22 protein-coding genes are annotated in these 17,115 nt (G+C 70.7%); 13 read left to right on the top strand and 9 right to left on the bottom strand.

All coding sequences use genetic code 11. The annotated features are described in order from the left end of the window. Window positions 1-30: 30 nt before the first annotated feature. Together E1294_RS07685 and E1294_RS07680 are read right to left on the bottom strand one after the other, a co-directional pair. Window positions 31-540, bottom strand: a complete 510-nt coding sequence (locus E1294_RS07685) for a DUF1097 domain-containing protein (protein ID WP_132506205.1) — start codon at window positions 538-540, stop codon at window positions 31-33. A 31-nt stretch (window positions 541-571) separates the two neighbouring features. Next, window positions 572-1,306 carry an SDR family oxidoreductase gene (locus E1294_RS07680; RefSeq protein WP_132506203.1) on the bottom strand — a complete coding sequence of 245 codons (735 nt, stop codon included), beginning with the start codon at window positions 1,304-1,306 and terminating at the stop codon, window positions 572-574. 118 nt (window positions 1,307-1,424) lie between these two features. On the opposite strand from E1294_RS07680, the gene E1294_RS07675 reads away from it, so the two are divergent. Next, entirely contained in the window at window positions 1,425-2,123 is a 699-nt protein-coding gene (locus tag E1294_RS07675) for a TetR/AcrR family transcriptional regulator (protein ID WP_132506201.1), read from the top strand. 60 nt (window positions 2,124-2,183) lie between these two features. On the opposite strand, the gene E1294_RS07670 is transcribed toward E1294_RS07675, so the two are convergent. Next, complete coding sequence (locus tag E1294_RS07670; RefSeq protein WP_132506199.1) at window positions 2,184-2,879, bottom strand: SDR family NAD(P)-dependent oxidoreductase; 696 nt, start codon at window positions 2,877-2,879, stop codon at window positions 2,184-2,186. 103 nt (window positions 2,880-2,982) lie between these two features. Here E1294_RS07670 and E1294_RS07665 point away from each other — a divergent pair, with 103 nt between their 5' ends. Further along, window positions 2,983-3,861 (top strand): helix-turn-helix domain-containing protein, encoded by an 879-nt coding sequence (locus tag E1294_RS07665; protein ID WP_132506197.1) that lies wholly within the window; start codon window positions 2,983-2,985, stop codon window positions 3,859-3,861. A gap of 30 nt (window positions 3,862-3,891) precedes the next feature. Here E1294_RS07665 and E1294_RS07660 read toward each other — a convergent pair whose 3' ends face one another. Beyond that, complete coding sequence (locus tag E1294_RS07660) at window positions 3,892-4,503, bottom strand: TetR/AcrR family transcriptional regulator (RefSeq protein ID WP_132506195.1); 612 nt, start codon at window positions 4,501-4,503, stop codon at window positions 3,892-3,894. Window positions 4,504-4,634: 131 nt separating this feature from the next. Here E1294_RS07660 and E1294_RS07655 point away from each other — a divergent pair, with 131 nt between their 5' ends. The 3 genes from E1294_RS07655 to E1294_RS07645 are packed head-to-tail and all read left to right on the top strand — an operon-like array spanning window position 4,635 to window position 6,845. Further along, window positions 4,635-5,495 (top strand): SDR family oxidoreductase, encoded by an 861-nt coding sequence (locus E1294_RS07655; protein ID WP_132506193.1) that lies wholly within the window; start codon window positions 4,635-4,637, stop codon window positions 5,493-5,495. Window positions 5,496-5,550: 55 nt separating this feature from the next. Then, window positions 5,551-6,327, top strand: coding sequence for a MerR family transcriptional regulator (locus E1294_RS07650; protein WP_132506191.1), 777 nt, complete (start codon window positions 5,551-5,553; stop codon window positions 6,325-6,327). After that, window positions 6,324-6,845 (top strand): GyrI-like domain-containing protein, encoded by a 522-nt coding sequence (locus E1294_RS07645; protein WP_132506189.1) that lies wholly within the window; start codon window positions 6,324-6,326, stop codon window positions 6,843-6,845. Before E1294_RS07650 ends, E1294_RS07645 begins: the two co-directional genes overlap by 4 nt. A gap of 391 nt (window positions 6,846-7,236) precedes the next feature. On the opposite strand, the gene E1294_RS07640 is transcribed toward E1294_RS07645, so the two are convergent. Continuing rightward, window positions 7,237-7,479: a DJ-1/PfpI family protein gene (locus E1294_RS07640; RefSeq protein ID WP_220447615.1), complete on the bottom strand. Its 243-nt coding sequence runs from the start codon at window positions 7,477-7,479 to the stop codon at window positions 7,237-7,239. 228 nt (window positions 7,480-7,707) lie between these two features. On the opposite strand from E1294_RS07640, the gene E1294_RS52505 reads away from it, so the two are divergent. After that, the gene (locus tag E1294_RS52505; RefSeq protein ID WP_165977147.1) at window positions 7,708-8,250 is read left to right on the top strand and encodes an alpha/beta fold hydrolase; all 543 of its coding nucleotides are present in this window, start codon (window positions 7,708-7,710) and stop codon (window positions 8,248-8,250) included. Window positions 8,251-8,304: 54 nt separating this feature from the next. On the opposite strand, the gene thyX is transcribed toward E1294_RS52505, so the two are convergent. From thyX to E1294_RS07620, 3 genes are all read right to left on the bottom strand, one after another. Beyond that, complete coding sequence (gene thyX, locus E1294_RS07630; protein ID WP_132506187.1) at window positions 8,305-9,087, bottom strand: FAD-dependent thymidylate synthase; 783 nt, start codon at window positions 9,085-9,087, stop codon at window positions 8,305-8,307. A gap of 83 nt (window positions 9,088-9,170) precedes the next feature. Beyond that, window positions 9,171-9,485, bottom strand: coding sequence for a DMT family transporter (locus tag E1294_RS07625; protein WP_132506185.1), 315 nt, complete (start codon window positions 9,483-9,485; stop codon window positions 9,171-9,173). After that, entirely contained in the window at window positions 9,482-10,108 is a 627-nt protein-coding gene (locus tag E1294_RS07620) for an FMN-dependent NADH-azoreductase (RefSeq protein WP_132506183.1), read from the bottom strand. The genes E1294_RS07625 and E1294_RS07620 overlap by 4 nt, the downstream gene beginning before the upstream one ends. A gap of 80 nt (window positions 10,109-10,188) precedes the next feature. On the opposite strand from E1294_RS07620, the gene E1294_RS07615 reads away from it, so the two are divergent. The 3 genes from E1294_RS07615 to E1294_RS07605 all read left to right on the top strand — a co-directional run bounded on the left by E1294_RS07615 (window position 10,189) and on the right by E1294_RS07605 (window position 12,705). After that, window positions 10,189-10,743 carry a TetR/AcrR family transcriptional regulator gene (locus E1294_RS07615; RefSeq protein WP_132506181.1) on the top strand — a complete coding sequence of 185 codons (555 nt, stop codon included), beginning with the start codon at window positions 10,189-10,191 and terminating at the stop codon, window positions 10,741-10,743. Between the two features lie 94 nt (window positions 10,744-10,837). Next, window positions 10,838-12,022, top strand: coding sequence for a sensor histidine kinase (locus E1294_RS07610; protein WP_132506179.1), 1,185 nt, complete (start codon window positions 10,838-10,840; stop codon window positions 12,020-12,022). Further along, the gene (locus tag E1294_RS07605; protein ID WP_132506178.1) at window positions 12,019-12,705 is read left to right on the top strand and encodes a response regulator; all 687 of its coding nucleotides are present in this window, start codon (window positions 12,019-12,021) and stop codon (window positions 12,703-12,705) included. The genes E1294_RS07610 and E1294_RS07605 overlap by 4 nt, the downstream gene beginning before the upstream one ends. A 21-nt stretch (window positions 12,706-12,726) precedes the next feature. On the opposite strand, the gene E1294_RS07600 is transcribed toward E1294_RS07605, so the two are convergent. Beyond that, on the bottom strand, window positions 12,727-13,230 hold the full coding sequence (locus E1294_RS07600; protein ID WP_132506177.1) for a hypothetical protein: 504 nt from the start codon (window positions 13,228-13,230) through the stop codon (window positions 12,727-12,729). 203 nt (window positions 13,231-13,433) lie between these two features. On the opposite strand from E1294_RS07600, the gene E1294_RS07595 reads away from it, so the two are divergent. The 4 genes from E1294_RS07595 (at window position 13,434) to E1294_RS07580 (ending at window position 17,011) form a co-directional block, all read left to right on the top strand. Then, on the top strand, window positions 13,434-14,129 hold the full coding sequence (locus tag E1294_RS07595; RefSeq protein WP_132506176.1) for a hypothetical protein: 696 nt from the start codon (window positions 13,434-13,436) through the stop codon (window positions 14,127-14,129). Further along, on the top strand, window positions 14,126-14,806 hold the full coding sequence (locus tag E1294_RS07590) for a DUF4166 domain-containing protein (RefSeq protein ID WP_132506175.1): 681 nt from the start codon (window positions 14,126-14,128) through the stop codon (window positions 14,804-14,806). The genes E1294_RS07595 and E1294_RS07590 overlap by 4 nt, the downstream gene beginning before the upstream one ends. Further along, window positions 14,803-15,438: a TetR family transcriptional regulator gene (locus E1294_RS07585; protein ID WP_132506174.1), complete on the top strand. Its 636-nt coding sequence runs from the start codon at window positions 14,803-14,805 to the stop codon at window positions 15,436-15,438. The genes E1294_RS07590 and E1294_RS07585 overlap by 4 nt, the downstream gene beginning before the upstream one ends. A gap of 490 nt (window positions 15,439-15,928) precedes the next feature. Continuing rightward, entirely contained in the window at window positions 15,929-17,011 is a 1,083-nt protein-coding gene (locus tag E1294_RS07580; protein WP_132506173.1) for an asparaginase, read from the top strand. Window positions 17,012-17,115 lie beyond the last annotated feature (104 nt).

Genomic DNA, 17,115 nt, shown 5'->3' with positions numbered 1-17,115 from the left:
GGGACGGCACGCCGCCCCCGGCTCCGGCCGCTACGTGGCGAACCGGTGTTGCAACTGCTGGCAGGTGAAGCCGGCAACGGCCCCCAGTGCGGTGCCGGCGATCAGGGTGAGCAGCCCGGGGATCATGTGCTCGGGCTCCGCGGCGAAGAAGGTGACCAGGCCCACGAACCAGGCGAGCATGTTGTTGACGACGGGGGTCGTACGCAGGCCGACCGCGACGGAGGCCAGGACCAAGACCCCGAGTGGCAGCGCCGCGGCGCCTGCGAAAGGCGCGGCCAGTCCGACGATCGTGTGCCCCAGCACGGCGAGCGCCATGCCGAGCCACAGGCAGATGATGGCGTGGATGCCGAGGCGGACGGAGGTCGGCCGGGTGAACCACGCCACCCAGCCCGCGAACATGACCCAGGCATCCAGGCCCAGGGCCGTGCTGGTGTAGGCGGCTGCCGCCGCCACCACGGCCGCGATGGCGGTGTAGGTGACGAACCGGCCGGTGTGGGGCCGGTCCACGGTGTGCTGCGCTGTGGTGGTGTGCGTCTCCATGAGCGTCCCTTCTGGATGGCTGGGTGTGGAGTCAGGCTGCGCCGCCGTTGGCGAACACGATCTGGCCGTTGATCCAGCGGCCAGGGCCGGCGAGGAAGGCGACGAGTTCCGCGACGTCCTCAGGGGTGCCGAGCCGGTTCATCGGGCTCAGGCCGGCGATCCGGTCGATGACCTGCTGCGACTTGCCTTCGAAGAACAGCTCCGTGGCCGTGGGGCCCGGCGCCACCGCGTTGACCGTGACGTCCCGGTCGCCCATCTCCTTGGCGAGGATCGGGATGAGGGCCTCCACCGCACCCTTGGTCGCGGCGTATGCGCCGTAGGCCGGGAGGTGCAGGCGGGTGACGCTGGTGGAGAAGGCGACGAAGGCGCCGCCGGGACGGATCCGGCGGGCGGCCTCCTTGGCCGTGACGAACGTGCCCCGCACGTTGGTGCGCAGCTGCCGGTCCAGCTGGGCCAGGTCGAGCTCCCGGATCGGCTGCAGCGCCATGATCCCCGCTGCGTTGACGACGACGTCGATGGGGCCGAGGCGCTGCTCGACGGTGTCGAAGGCGCCGGCGATCGTGTCCTCGTCGGCCACGTCGGCCTGGAGCGCGATCCCGCGGGCGCCGGCCGCCTCGATCTCGCCGACGGCGGCGTCCGCCTCCTTGGCGTTGGAGGAGTAGACCACGGCGACGTCCTGGCCTGCCGCGGCGAGCCTGACGGCGACGGCGCGGCCGATCCCTCGTGAGCCCCCGGTGACGATGGCGGTACGTGATGCGGTATCCATGAACATTCCCCTTGCTCAACTGCTAACAGCATCAAGTTAGCACTGTTGTGAAGTCGATAACAAGATGCTGTTAGCGGTTGATTTATCGCTAGGGGCGAATGACTGTTAGCATCGTTACATGGCTAGCTCGAACAAGCGGGACGCGATCCTCGACGCCGCAGCGGACCTGCTGGCGCGTGAAGGCAGGGACGCCGTCTCGACCAGGGCTGTCTGCAAGGCCGCAGGTGTGCAGGCGCCCATCCTCTACCGGTTGTTCGGAGACAAGCAGGGTCTGCTGGACGCCGTGGCCAGCCGAGGGCTCACGTCGTACATCGCCGAGAAGCGCCGCATCACGCCCAGCGAAGATCCCCTGGACGACCTGCGGCGCGGCTGGGACGCGCACGTCGGTTTCGGTCTCGCCGAGCCCGCTCTCTACTCCCTGATCTACGGCAGCCCGCGACCGGGCGCCGAGCCCGAGGGGGCCAAGCAGGCCGCGGAGATCCTCGCCGGTCTGGTGCACCGTGTCGCCCTGGCCGGGCGGCTCCGCGTCCCGGAGGAGCGGGCGGCGCGCGTGGTCCACGCGGCCGGTCGTGGCACCACGCTGGCCCTGATCGCCACGTCCGAGGCCGAACGCGACATGGAGGCCGCCCGGATCGTCCGCGAAGCCGTCATCCACGCGATCAGCGAGCCCGCCCCGGCCGCCGCCTCCACGCGGGCGGGTGACGACGTCGTGGCCGGGGCTATCACCCTGAAGGCCGCCCTCGGGGACCTGAAGGTCCTCAGCCCTTCCGAGAGCCGGCTGCTGGGCGACTGGCTCGATCGGATCATCGAAGGCTAGGCGCCGGGGCCACCTGACGACTCCGGCGCGTGGCGAGCGCGGCCGGAGCTCGGCGGCGCATCACCAGGCCATCGCACCGTGACGGTCGCGGAAGGCCCCGGTCGGCCCGTCCGGCCCGATGGTGGCGAGTTCGACGATCGCGTCGGTCCCCTCGGTGACGGTCTGCGGGCCGCTGTGCTCGTTGAAGTCGGTCGCCGTATAGCCCGGATCGGCCGCGTTCACCTTCACGTCCGTCCAGGACTTGGCGAGCTGCGTGGTCAGCATGGTCACGGCCGCCTTCGACGACGTGTAGAGCGGTGTGACGACCGTCGACTCGACGCGCCCGGCGTCGTGGGTCACGGCGAACGACCCCATGCCGCTCGACACGTTGACGATGACCGGGTTCGCGGACCTGCGCAGCAGAGGCAGGAAGGCGTGCGTCACGCGCACGATCCCCACGACGTTGACCTCGAACACCTCCCTGGCGTCGGCGGCCGTGATCTGGTCGGCGGGGTTGTGTGTTCCGTGGATCCCGGCGTTGTTGACGAGGACGTCGATGAACCCCTCGTGAGCTTCGACATCGGCCACGGCCGCTGCCACGGACGCGTCGTCGGTCACGTCGATCTGGACGAAACGAGCGCCGAGCGCGTCGGCCGCCGCCTGGCCGCGCCCCGGATCGCGAGCGCCGATGAGGACGGTGTGGCCGGCCTCGACCAACCGGCGAGCGGTCTCGTACCCGAGGGATCTGTTGGCCCCTGTGATGAACGTTGTGGTCATGCCCTCACTCTCTGCCCGGTGACGAGAGCGGAACCAGTGCCCTCCGCGACGGTGGGACGGCCAGTACCAGGAAGAACGGCACATCTGCGGGCATGATGGTCGTGTGGAGGAGACCCTGGGAAAGGCATTGCGCCGCTGGCGCGACCGGCTCTCTCCCGTCGACATCGGGCGGACGGCGGCGCGCGGGCGCCGGGCGGCGGGGTTGCGCCGCGAGGAACTCGCCGACCTCGCCGGGTTGTCGGTCGACTACGTGGTACGTCTGGAGCAAGGGCGCGCCACGAGCCCTTCCGCGCAGGTCGTCGCCAGCCTGGCCAGGGCACTGCAACTGGATCCCGCGGAGCGCGATCACGCGTACCGGCTGGCCGGGCTGCTCCCGCCGCGTGAGGGGACGATCTCCACGCACGTTCCGGCAGGAGTACAGCGGATGCTGGCTCGCCTCGGGGAATTCCCCGTGGGCGTGTTCAGCGCCGACTGGACCTTGTTGTCCTGGACGCCCGCATGGGCGGCGCTGCTGGGCGACCCCAGCGCGCGGACGCGGGCCGAGCGGAACCTGGTGCGGGCGGTCTTCGCCACCGGGCCCAGCGGGCTCGCCGCCTGGCCCGTGCTCCACGACGGCGACGCACTCAACCGCGCCCTCGTCGCCGACCTGCGTACGGCTCTCGTCGACCACCCCCGCGACCGTGGACTGCTCGCTCTTGTCGCGGACCTGCGCTCCACCAGCGCGGAGTTCACCCGGCTGTGGGACGAGGGAGCGGTCGGCCGGCACGTCTCGGCCCGCAAGACCATCGTCCACCCTCAGGTCGGCGAGGTGACGTGCGACTGCGATGTGCTCACCGTCCCGGGCTGCGACGTCCGGCTCGTCGTCTACACGGTGGCCGCGGGCTCCGCCGACGCGGAGAAGCTGGAGTTCCTGCGGGTCACGAACGGAGTGCCCGCCGCCGGCTCCCCGCCGCCTGTGCCCGGCCCGTCCTCCGCACCGTAACGACCTGGCCGGTCCCTCCGGGCGTCCTCCTCAGCGACGCGGGCGCAGCCCGTTGAGTGCGGTCTCGACGACGCTGTCGGCATAGCCGGGGGTGAGCCCTCCAGCGCGCCGGAGCCATCGGTTGAGCAGCGGTCCCCAGATCAGGTCGACGGCCACGTCGAGATCGAGGTCCTCGGCCAGGTGCCCGGCCCGCTGGGCGCTGCGCAGCCGCCCCTTCTTCAGCTCTCTCATCGGGCCGTCCAGTCGTTCCGCGTAGAGGGCGGCGAGCGCGGGATCGTGCGTGATCTCCGTGTTCAGGGCGCGCATCGGCTCGTCGTAGCGCGGATCGTTGAGCTCTTCGACCGTGGCCCGGAGCACCGCCTTCAGGTCCGCCTCCAGATCGCCGGTGTCGGGCAGGGCACTTTCTCCGCCGTCCGGCTGTTCGCTGAGCATGAGGAAGGCGTCGAAGAGGACCGCTCCCTTGGAAGGCCACCAGCGGTAGATCGTCTGCTTGCCGACACCTGCCCGCGCCGCGATGCCCTCGATGCTCAGCTTGGCGTATCCCACCTCCTGCACCAGCTCGAAGGCCGCGGTGAGGATGGCCCGCCGGGAGGCCTCGTTCCGGCGGGGCGCGTTGGAGGGCGACTTGCGCTGTGTCGTCATGCCGTCAACCTAACAAAACTGATACGAGACGGTCCGTCTTGACGAAGCGAAGGCGGGCCGGTACTGTCTCCTTTCGAGACGAGACGGATCGTCTCGCCTTCAACCGCACGCAACCGATCGGAGTTCCGCGCATGCGCACCCCGGAAACCGTCTCTCCCCGCACCTGGTTCATCACGGGAGCCGGCCGCGGCCTGGGCCGTGCGTTCACCCTCGCCGCGCTGGAGCGCGGCGATCGAGTGGCCGCCGCCGCCCGGACCATCACGCGACACGACTTCGACGACCGGTACGGAGATCGGCTCCTCGCCCTGCCCCTGGACGTGACCGACCGCGACGCGGTGTTCGCCGCCGTCGGCACCGCCGTCGAGCACTTCGGCCGGCTCGACATCGTGGTGAACAATGCCGGGACCATGTCCTCGGGCATGATCGAGGAGTTCACCGAGGCCGAGGCACGCGCCCAGCTGGAGGTCAATCTCTTCGGGGCGATGTGGGTCTGCCAGGCGGTCCTGCCGCACCTGCGGGCCCAGGCATCAGGTCACATCGTGCAGATCTCCAGCATCGGCGCCCTGGGCGGCTTCCCGAGCACGGGGATGTACAGCGCGAGCAAATTCGCGCTGGAGGGCATGAGCGAGGCGCTGGCGCTGGAGGCCGCACCGTTCGGCGTCAAGCTCAGCATCGTCCAGCCCGGCGGCTACTGGACCGGCCTCTACACCAGCATGACGACGACGTCGCCCGCGCCGGAGTACGGCCCGTTGCGCGCCGAGCTGGAGAAACACTGGGCCGAGGGCTCGATCGACAGCGAACCGCGGCTGGCCGCCGAGGCGCTGCTGAAGCTGGTCGACAGCGAGGACCCGCCGCTGCGGCTGCTGCTCGGCAGCATGGTCTACGACCTGGCCTTCGACATCTCCCGGCGGCGGATGGAGACCTGGGCCGCCTGGGAGCAGGTCAGCCGCGCCGCCGAACACGCCGTCCCCGCCCCCGGAACCGCCGGTTGACCACCCGCCACGCCCGGGTGGACCCTCCCACAGGGGGAGACGCCATGCTGGGGGCATGGACGAGGAACTGCTGCCGATCGGGCAGTTCGCCAGGCTCAGCCGGCTGAGCGTCAAACAACTGCGGCACTACGCCCAGCTCGGACTGCTGGTGCCCGCGTACGTGGACGAGCACACCGGCTATCGCTACTTCCGGCACGAGCAGGCGCGTGACGCGCTGTCGATCGGGCTGCTGCGCTCGCTCGACGTCCCGCTCGCCGTCATCGCGCAGGTGTTGTCCGGGACGTCCGGCGTCCTGGAGGAGGTGCACGAGCGGCTGGAAGCCGAGCTGGCCAGGCGCCGATCGACGCTGGCCGCCCTGGAGCGCGTCATGGCGGAGGGCCTGCCGTCCACTCCTGTCACGGTGGTCACGGAACCGGCGCGGCGCGTGGCGGTCGTCACGACGGCGGCGGCAGATCCGTCAGAGATCGGCGTGGTCACCTCGGCCGCCATCGCCGGCCTGCTGCGGGCCGGGCCGCCGGACGCCCCTCCCGAGCTCATCGGCCTGTTCCCGCTCGACTTCGGCGAGCCCGTCACCATCTCCGTCGCCCTGGTCAGCGAGGAGCGGGTGGCGGGGGCCGAGCTCGACGTGCTGCCGGGTGGCCGGTTCGCCCGCGCCACGCACGTCGGCCCCTACGACCAGATCGGGCTGACCGCGTACGCGCTGCTGTCCTGGTGCGCCGAGCGGCTCTGCCCCGTCCGCGGCCCGATCCGCGAGGTGTACGCGTCCGACCCGGCGACCACCCCGCCCGATCGGCTGATCACCCACCTGATGATTCCTCTGGAGGAGTCGTGACACCGAAAGTGGTCCACCGCGGCCCCGTCATCTGCCTGAACGTCACCGGCGTGGGAGAGCCGGGCGGCGCTGAGCACGTCTCGGCCATCGGCGCCCTGTACGCCGTGGCCTCCGCCATGGGCGGCCCGGCGGGGCCGCTGGAGGGCCGTTGGTGGGTGGAGGACACCTCCCGGCCGCCACTGGAGGTGCCGCGCGACCAGTGGCGGTGGCATCTGCTGCTGGCGCTGCCCGGCATGCCCGAGCCGGGGACGGCCGAGACGGCGCGCGAGCAGGCACGGGCGTCCGGCGCGGCCGTCGACCGCGTGCAGGTCGTCACCTTCACCGAGGGCGAGTGCGTGGAGTTGCTCCACGAGGGGCCCTACAGCGAGGAGAAGGCGTCCCTCGACGTGATGGAAGCGTTCATGGCCGAGCATGATCTGGTGCCCAACGGGCTGCACCACGAGATCTACCTGACCGATTTCACCGATCCTCAGCCCAGGACGATGCTCAGGCAACCGGTGGCACCCCTCGTTGGGTGAGGTGCCTGTCGCTACCCCTTGGGGGATTATGCGGGAAGCTGCCAGCCAGGTCAGTTCATCCCAATCCCGCGCCTGGGGTGATCCGGCTTGCGAATACTGATCGCCCGACGACGGTTACCCCAGCATCCCTTTTCTGTTCAACTCGCGCTGGAACCCTGGCAAGGCCCGGCCGTGACCGATCCCGCCGCCGCTCTGCGCAACCGTCGCGCCGCCCTCACCCGCACGCTCGACCTCCTGCCCGCCGGCGGCTGACTTTTCCGTCCGATCAGGGGGAAGATCTTTTGGGAACCCCCACGGGCCGGGCGCCGCACTGCGTGCCTGCGGCCCGCTGGACCCGCCGTAGACGGGCTGACGGTGGGTGAGGGGGCCGTCCCCTGTCCCCGCCGCACAGTCAGGAGCGTCGCCAGACCACGCCGCGCTGTTCGTACTCCATCGCGGCTTCGACCTGGATGCTGATGTCGGCGCCCACTTCGCGGGTGACCAGCCAGAGCCCCAGATCGAGACCGGAGGTGATCCCGCCGGAGGTGATGAGGTCGCCGTCGTCGACGACGTGGGCGTTGATGACCTTCCCGCCCTGGGCGGCGAGGTCGGCCTTGGAGGCGCTGTGGGTCGTGCACTGCGTTCCATTCGCCAGCCTTTCGAAGTCGCGTTCCCGGCCTACGCATCGCGCTCCCCGCGCTGTTCGAGCGTTTTCCCGATCTCGTCCTGGCCGCCGAGCCCGGCGAGTTGCCGCCGCTGGAGTCGTTCGTCTCGAACGGATACCGCGCCCTGCCCGTCAGGCTCGCGCCCTGACCCCGTGCCCGCTTCCCGGCATCCAGCCTCTGCGAACCGCCCATCGCCCTCCAGCTATCAGGGAGCATCCATGCCCGCCACCTCCACGCTGGTGTTCGTTCACGGTTTCTGGCACGGATCCTGGTGCTGGAGCGAAGTCGTCCCCCACGTGGTGGCCGCCGACCGCCTGGCCGTCGCGGTGGACATGGCGGGGCACGGGCTGTACGCCCGCCGGCCCCGCTGGTTCACCGAACAGCCGTACGACCCCGAGGCCGTCGGCACGGAGGTCTCGCCCGTGGCGAACGTGACCCGACGACGCGGCCGAGTTGTTGACTTCGCAGATCAAGCGGATCGGCGACGGGGCCTGCTGCTCGCGGGCGACCGAGGCGAGGCCGAGCGGCCCGTCCGGAGCCTCGAGGACCTCGAAGCCGTCCGCCTCCAGATAGCCGCGGAGCGTCATCCGGATCTTGGGCTCGTCGTCAACGACCAGAATGCGCTGTGTACTCATGCTCGTCTCTGCCATCGGTCAGCGGAAGGACCTGCGCCCTTGGGGGCCGCGCGCACCACACCCGTGTTGTCCATACCCCGGACAGCGAACCGGAGCATCATGTGGCGCGTACGCGCCGGACCGTGAAGCTTTCGTGAAGCCGGTGGAACCTCCGCCGCCCCCACCGGCCGGAGGGGCCGGTCAGACCTTGCGCCAGCCCGGCACCCACGCTCCGTCCTCCACCACGTAGTCGCCGAAGAGGGCGGGCGCCTCCTCGCGCATGAGCTCACCGATGCGCTGGAACAGCAGGCGGATCTCCTCCTCCGCGCCGGCGGCGGTGCGGGCCTCGATCGTGTGCCGCAGTGTGCGCACGTTGGCGGTCCACACCAGCCCGGTCGCCAGGCCCTCGGGGGCGAACCTGCGCATGAACGACGTGCGGTGCTTCTTCTCCGAGAACGGCACACCTTCCTCGTCGAGCCCGAAGTGGCCGGCCATCCACCGCTGGAACTGCTCCAGCTGCTCCAGCACGGCCGTGGCCCGCTTCATCAGCTCGTCGTCCGCCTGCGCCCATTCCGGGAACCAGAACGGCAGCTCGTCCAGGCGCACGAACCGCAGCGACTCCTGGGAGATCGCCACGCCGGGACGATGCCTGACCAGCTCATGGGTGAGGACGCGGCTCACGTTGTGCAACACGAAGCTGAAGTTCATGTGCTCCAGGACCGAGCCGTGCGCGCTGGCCAGGATGTTACGCAGGTAGTCTTCCTGGTCTTTCCTGATCCGGACCACGTTGGGGTTGAGCCCCGGCTCGAAGGAGCGGTAGCAGAGCCGGCCGGCGAACTCGGCGAGGTTCTGGGCGTCGAGATCACCGCGGTCCAGCCGCTCCAGCCAGCTCTCCCCGCCGACCTCCGCCAGGTAGCGGGCGAGTTCGTCGTAGTCGAGCGCCGGACGGGCGACGACGAAGACCTGGGGTTCGACAGTGCGCATGGAAATCCCCCGTTTGGAGCGACCGCGTTGTGACGGCCCCAAGTCAACCAGCTCCTGGCTCGGAGCGAGCACCTGCCCCGGCTTCACGTGGTGACCCTGGCCAACACTATCCCGCCGACTATCAGGGCGAGCGCCGCCATCCTCCCCACCGACACGGGGTCGTCGTTGACGACGATGCCCAAGGTGATCGCGCCCACGGCGCCGATGCCGGTGAAGACGGCGTACGCGGTGCCGACCGGCAGCGTGTTCATGGCCTGGGACAGCAGCCAGACGGCGGCGGCCATCAGGACCAGGCAGATGAGTGTGGGCAGCGGCCGGGTGAAGTTGTGCGTCGGCTTGATGCTCTGTGACCAGGCCACCTCGATCAGCCCGGCCAGCAGCAGAATCAGCCAGTTCATCGGGCCGCCTCCTTGAGCGCCGCGGCCAGTGACGTCTCGTGCTGCTCGCGCAGGTGCGCCAGCGCCGGGTCGAGGCGGGCGTTGACCAGCTCCGCGTGGATGAAGGTCACGTCCTGGACCCGGAAGTGACCGTTGAAGAAGTCGCGCAGGTAGCGCTCCTGGTGATCGTACGGCTCGCGGGGTGTGCCGGGGCCGTACGCGCCGCCGCGCGCGCTCGTCACCACGAAGGAGCGGCCTTCGAGCGACATCCTGGGAAAGGTGATCTGGTCGAGCCAGGCTTTCAGCGCCGAGGGGATCGAGTAGTTGTACATCGGCGTGCCGATGAGGATGACCTCGGCCGCGACCACCTCGTCGAGCAGCGGCTCCACGACGGCCCACGCCTGGTGCTGGGCGGGGCTGCGGACGGCCTCCCGATAGCGCGTGATGTCGGTGATCTCGTGTCTCAGGATGTGGTCGCACAGCTCCGTCCACGCCTCGCCGATGTGCGGCACGGGGTGCGTGGCCAGGTCGCGGTGGACGTACGCGGCCTGGGGGTGCGCCGCTCGCCAGGTCTCGGCGTACAGGCGGGAAAGTCTCCGCGAGAACGACGCCCGGCGGGCACTGGCGTCCAGGTGCAGCAGCATGATCTCTCCTCGTGGGCGATATGTGGACACGGTGTCCGCTTGAGTATAAGCGGACATTGTGTCCACATACAATCGGAGGCATGGAGAGAGCCGACGCCGCTCGCAACCGAGCGCGGATCCTTGAGGCGGCCGCGCTGCTGTTCGCGGAGCGGTCCCCGGAGGACGTGACGATGGACGACATCGCCAGGAAGGCCGGGGTGGGCCGGGGCACGCTCTATCGCCGCTACCCCGACCGGGCCTCGATCGCCGTCGCCCTGCTCGACGAGCACGAGCGGGATCTGCAAGAACGCCTGCTGCGCGGCGAGCCGCCGCTGGGCCCGGGAGTGCCGCCCGCCGAGCGGCTGGCCGCCTTCTACGCCGCCATGGTGGACCTGCTGGAGGACCACTCTCACCTGGTGCTCGGCTCGGAGGTGGGCCGCTCCCGCTTCGAGACGGGCGCGTACGGCTTCTGGCGCGCCCACGTGCGCGCCCTCATGGCCGCCGCCGGCACGCCCGGCCTGGACGCGCTGGTCGACGTCCTGCTCGCCCCCCTGGCCCCCGAGGTGTACGGCTACCAGCGCACGGTGCTGGGCCTCACGCCGGAGCAGATCACCGAGGCGCTGACCAGGCTCACGAAGATCCTCGACCCGCCGTGAGCCGTTCGGGGTCCGAGCCGCGCGGATGCCCGTCCTCGCCCGCGGGCGCGGCGGCCGGGTGCCCGGGCGAGGTGTCCGCCATTAGTCTTGCCGGATGTTCGCGAACGTCCCGAACACCGTCCGCTCCTGGCCGGACTCCTGGCGTGCTCGCTCCACGTTCGCCAAGGACGGCACCCTCGCGGCGCTGCTCACGCTGCTGGCGTTCGTACCGACTCTGTCCGTCATCTCGGCGCAGCTCGGTGACCTGCCGAATGCCCCGGCAGACGCGCTGGCCGTGGCGCTGGGCCTGGCACAGTCCGCACCGCTGGCCGTGCGCCGCCGATGGCCCGCGGCCTGTCTGGCGGTCGTCGGCACCGCCTTCGCCGTGCACCAGACGCTGGCCTACCCGCCGACATTCGCCAGCATCGGGCTCTATCTGGCGGTGTACGCGGCCGGAGCCCATCAAGCCCGGTTCCGTCTCGGCCTCGCCGCGGCGGCCAGCGCCGGCTATGCCACGCTGGCGGTCGTCCTGAACAGCCTCGGATCACCCAATCGTGTCCAGGACTTCCTCGCGTTCTACCTGGCACTGGTGGTGGTCTGGATGGCCGGCGTGGGGATGCGCCGCCGCCAGGCGGAGGAGGCCGAGCGCCGGCGGCTCACCGCGGACGTGGCCAAGGCCGCCGAGCGGGCACGCATCGCCCGCGAGTTGCACGACGTGGTCACGCATCATGTGACCGCCATGGTGGTCCAGGCCGACGCGGCCCAGTACGTGGTCGGCGCGGCGCCCGATCGAGCGGAGGCCGGGCTCGCCGCCATCAGCGACACCGGGCGGCGGGCTCTCACGGAGTTGCGGCACCTGCTCGGCGTGCTGGAGGCGACCGGCGAGCAGGCTGCCACGGATGACCGTACGCCGGCGCTGGGTAGGATCGGCGACCTCGTCGAGCGGGCCCGCGCGTCCGGCCAGCCCGTCGAGCTGGCCGAGCACGGCGAGCCGCGGCCGCAGGCCGTGGACGTGGAGCTGGCCGCCTACCGGGTGGTGCAGGAGGCCCTCACCAACGCGATGAAATACGCGACAGGACGGCCCACCCGGGTCACGGTGCACCACGAGCCGGACCGCATCGCCATCGAGGTGACCAGCGACGGGCCCGCCGGCGCGGCACCCGCCGTGCCCTCGGGCGGGCGCGGTCTGGACGGGCTGCGCCAGAGGCTGCGCATGCTGGAGGGCGACCTGGTCGCCGCGGGCGGGCCCGACGGAGGATTCAACGTCCGCGCCTTCATCCCCGTCAGGATCCAGGCATGACCGACACCCCGATCAAGGTGCTCATCTGCGAGGACCAGGAACTCGTGCGGGCCGGCTACGTCACCATCTTCTCCGCCCAGCCCGACATGGAGGTGGTCGGGGAGGCCGCCGACGGCCGCGCCGCGGTGGAGGCGGCGCGGCGGCTGCGCCCGGACATCGTCGTGATGGACATCCGGATGCCCGTGCTCGACGGCATCGAGGCCACCAGGCAGCTGGCGGGACCCGGCGTGGCCACTCCGGTGAAAGTGCTGGTCGTCACCACGTTCAACGTCGACGAGTACGTCTACGAAGCGCTCAGGGCCGGGGCCGGCGGGTTCCTGCTCAAAGACGCCGGACCGACGGAGCTGGTCAACGGCGTGCGTACGATCGTCCGCGGCGAAGCCCTGCTGGCGCCCGCCGTCACCCGCACCCTCATCGGCCACTTCGCCGGCCGCCTCCGCCCCGCCGACACCGCAAACCCGGCCAGGCAGGAGGTCGTGCGGGCGCTGACCCCCCGTGAGCTCGAGGTGCTCGAACAGCTCGCCGCCGGCCTGTCGAACGCGGAGATCGCCGCTGAACTGGTCATCACCGTCGAGACCGTGAAGACCTACGTGTCACGGATCCTGATGAAGCTGGAGTTGCGCGACCGCGTGCAGGCGGTCGTCCTCGCTTACCGGGTCGGGCTCGTCTCCGCCGCCGACTGAGCCACGACCCGCGCCGCGCCGTCAGCCGCAGTTGCCCCACTCGTCGCGGGAGCCCGAGGCGAGGGGGCCGCCGTGGCCGCCACTGCTGATCGCGCCGTAGAAGCGCACGCAGTGCCCCGCGGTCTTCTGGGTGGTCGCGGCGTAGTGGCCGTACTGGCCCTCGTCCTGCACGACGCCTTCGGCGCCGCTACCCGAGCTGCGGTAGTAGAGCTGGGCGATGGTCCAGGTGGCGGTGCCGTGCCAGCTCTCCTTGCGGGTCACCACGCAGTTCTCCCCGTACGAGCCGCTCCACAGCAGGTACACCGTGCCGTACCTGGAGCCGTTTCTGTTGACGGCGGAACGGGAGTCCTGGGTGGTGTAGGTCCCCGATGACCAGCCGCATCCCTCCGACGAGCGCACGATGTCGGACAGGGAGTGTGCTGAGGCCGGTCCGGGCGCCAAGCCGATCACCGCCGCGGAGAACACGAGAGTGGCTGCGCCTGTGCCGGCGAACCGTCGCAGCGGGCGGCGCGGGATTGCGAACATGACCTGCTCCTCGATGTGCCGAATCGTCGATCTCTCGTGAGACCGGCCTCCACGTTAGATCGGTAGTTAACGGAAATACGCGGTCATATCGGGACACGTACCGAGCGGAAAAGGTCATGCGCTTGCGGTGCACCCCTTGTTGAGCGGGCGCTCAAATCGTAGACTTCAGGTCTTGAGCGATCGCTCAAAACGGGGGGACGGCAATGCAGCTGTACGTGGAGGCACGCATCCGAGCCGAGCTGGATCTGCTCTGGCACCGCACCCAGGACCCGGCACACCACCGGCGCTGGGACCTGCGCTTCACCCACATCGACCACCTGGCCCGCGCGGAGGGCGAGCCGCAGCGGTTCAGGTACGGAGTCCGCCTCCTGCCGGGTCTCCTCGTCTCGGGAACGGGCATCGCCGCAGGCGAGAAGCGGCGCCCCGACGGTACTCGCACCTCGGCTCTCCGCTTCGCCTCCCCGCATCCCCTCTCGCTGATCGCGGAAGGCCGCGGCTACTGGCGCTACATCCCCGGTGGCGACGGCATCCGCTTCCTCACCGGCTACGACTACGAGCCGCGCTGGGGGCGCCCCGGCCGGATCGCCGACCGCTTCGTCCTGCGCCCGCTCATGGGATGGGCCACCGCCTGGTCGTTCGACCGGCTGCGGTTGTGGTGCGAGCGTGGCGTCACGCCCGAACGGTCACTGCGGCACGCGCTCGCCGACGTGGCGGCACGCGCGCTGGCCATCGCGGTGGCCGCGGCGGTGGCGCCGCCGGCCGCCCTACCGGTGGCGATCGCCGCGGTCTGGCTGCCGCCCTCGCGTGACACGCCGGCGGCCCGGCGCTGCCTGCGCCGCCCGCCCGAACGCGGAGCCGCCACCCCGCCCGCCCTCCTGAACTCCTTGAGGTGGTCATGACCTCGATCTTCCATCGGGCCCTCGGTGCCGGCTTCGACCGGCTCCACCCGCGCATCCAGCGGCGCTTCTCCGTCGGCCTCGGCAGCGGCGAGGCCTGCGTCGGCCGCGGCGTGATGGATCACGTCTGGCACGGAAGCGGCTGGACCCGGCCCTTCCTGGCCCTGGGCGGCAGACGGCACATCCTCGTGCCGCGCAGCGGCCACGACATCCCCTTCACCATCGAGAACGTCCCCTACCGGGACTCCTTCGGCCGCGAGACGGTCACCTTCGTCAGAACCTTCGCCTTCCCGGGCCGTCCTCAACGGTTCGACGCCACGATGGTCTTCAGCCCCGAACGCGGCTGCATCGTCGACTACCTCGGCACCCACCAGCACCTCGCCACCGACCTGCACGTCCAGGCCGACCGGAGCGGAGCCCTGGTCATCCGCTCCGGCGAGCAGCGTTTCCGCGAGGGCCCGGTGGACACCCGTGTGCCCGCCCTGATCAGGGGCGACGCCGTGGTCAGGGAATCGTACGACGACGAGGCGGGGCGCTTCCGCATCCGGGTCACCGTCTCCAACCGCTACTTCGGACCGCTCTTCGGCTACGAGGGCTCCTTCACGGCCGACCACATCGACGTGGGCGCCCATGGCGTACGCACCGACCTGCGGCCGGTCCGTGAGGAAGCGCGGGCATGAGCAAGGACACGCGGGCGAAACTGCTCGAAGGCGCACTCACGACGCTCACCGAGCAGGGCATCGCGAGGACCTCCGCGCGTGCCGTCGCCGCCGCGGCGGGGGTCAACCAGGCACTGGTCTTCTACCATTTCGGCAGCGTCGACGAGTTGCTGGCCGCCGCCTGCCGCCACGGCGCCGAGCAGCGGGTCGCCGTCCACCGCGAGCGCCTGAACGCCGTGCGCACCCTCGGCGAGCTCCTGGCACTGGGCCGGGACCTGCACGCCGCAGAGCGAGACGGCGGCCATGTCGCCGTCCTGGCCCAACTGCTGGCCGGCGCGCAGACGCAGCCACGGCTGGCACCCGCCACCGCCGCCGGGCTCGCGCTGTGGACCGAGGAGATCGAGCGGGTGCTCGGACGCGTGCTGGCCGGCAGCCTGCTCTCGGGACTCGTCGACGTCGCCGGGCTGGCCAAGGCGGCCTCCGCCGCGTTCGTCGGGCTGGAACTGTTCGAAGGCGTCGACCCGGGCGGCGCCGAACACGCCTTCGCCACACTCGATCAGATCGCCGACCTGGTCACAGCGCTGGAAGAACTCGGGCGGCTCACGCAGACGCCCTCCGCACCCGACCACGACGCTCCACCGACCGCCGGCTAGCGACCGACGCCCAAGCGCATCGGGCTGGCGGTGGGCCAGTTCGCGGCGGCCAGGAGCCGGCGGGTCTCCGCATCGAGGGCGGCGACGGCTTCGTCGCCGCCGAGCAGCTCGCGCCGCGCAGATTCACCAGCCGTGTGTATTTCGAGAGATTGCGGCATTTCCTGATCTCCGGCCGAATCTCCGTGATCCGGTCGTGCGTGACGGGCCAGGAAGGTGTGTTCGTGAACTCCGGCGGCGACATCTGGGTCTGTGCCCATCGCGGGGACACGTCGTGGGGGAACATCAGGGACGTGTCACCGCCGGAGCTCCTAGCCGGCAAGGCCGCACTGCTCGCGCGCCGCCCGGCCGGTCCGTGCGCGAGCACGGGATGCCTTTCGCTCACCTGATCGCGGTAGGGCGTACCCCACCTTCACGTCACCGGTGCGCGTGACTGTCCTGACCGCCTGAAATGTGAAGAATCAGGGTCGACCCGATACAGAGGAGCCCCCTGATGATGAAGCGCATCCTTGCCGCCGCCGCAGCCGCCGTCGTGATCGCCGCTGGTACGGCGCCCGCGATGGCCGCGGCAAGCGCCACGAGCACGACGAAGCCGACGGTCGTCGTGATCGGAACCGGCGGAACGATCGCCGGAGAGGCGCGGAGCCGGGTGAGCTTCGAGAGCTACAAGCCTGGCCGGCTGCCGACGTCCGACCTGGTGAAATCCCTGCAGCCCGAGGTCGGCGAGGTCGCCGAGGTGTCGGTGCGGGACTTCGGCGGCAAGGGCTCCAGCGGCTACAGTCTGGCCGAGTATCACGACCTGTCCCGCCTGATCGACCGGCAACTGGCCACCGCTGACGCAGTGGTGGTGGCCACCGGCACCCAGACCATGGAGGAACTGGCCTACTGGCTCGACCTCACCGTTCGCAGCCCCAAGCCGGTCGTGATCACTGGTGCCATGCGTCCGTGGTCCGCGATCAGCAGCGACGGGCCGGCCAACCTCTACAACGCGATCCGCCTGGCGGCGAGCCGTCGTACGCACTGCTTCGGCACCGTGGTCACCCTGAACGACGAGATCTTCGCAGCCAGGGAGGTCACCAAGACCAGCACCCAGCGGCTGAACACCTTCGCCGCCCCCGAGACCGGCCCGCTCGGCGCCATCGGCGACCAGGGGGTCACACTCCTGCGCGCACCTGCGCGGACCTGCGCGAAGACCCCGTTCGACCTGTCGAAGATCTCGCGCGGCAAGCTGCCGAAGACCGAGATCGTCTACACCTACGCGCAGGCCGGCGGGGAATCGGTGAAGGCGTTCACCGATGCGGGGGCCAAGGGGCTGGTCTTCGCGGGCACGCCCTCGCCGCAGCAGTTCCAGCAGGCGCAGGCCGCGGCCAAGCGCGGCGTGGCGCTCGTCGCGGCCAACCGCAACTCCTCCGGTGCCGTCCACGCGGACGTGCCTGGAGTGATCGCTGCCCAGGATCTGCTCCCCCAGAAGGCGCGGCTCCTGCTGACGTTGTCCCTCGCGACCGCCCGTGACTCCGCCCAGGTGCCCGAGTTGTTCGCGAAGTACGGCCGGCCGCAGACGAAGGAACTCTCCTGAGGGCCACTGGTCAGGCGAACGGCCAAGCCCATGGTCACTCGTAGAATGCTCGTGCCGGTGCTCGTGGCGGGGCAAGGCCCGCATGTCAGGCGGGCGCCGCGGGC

This window comes from Nonomuraea diastatica, from assembly GCF_004349015.1.
GTDB lineage: Bacteria > Actinomycetota > Actinomycetes > Streptosporangiales > Streptosporangiaceae > Nonomuraea > Nonomuraea diastatica.
The sequence above is the reverse complement of the archived record's forward strand: the minus strand, read 5'-3'. Positions and strand labels throughout refer to the sequence as shown.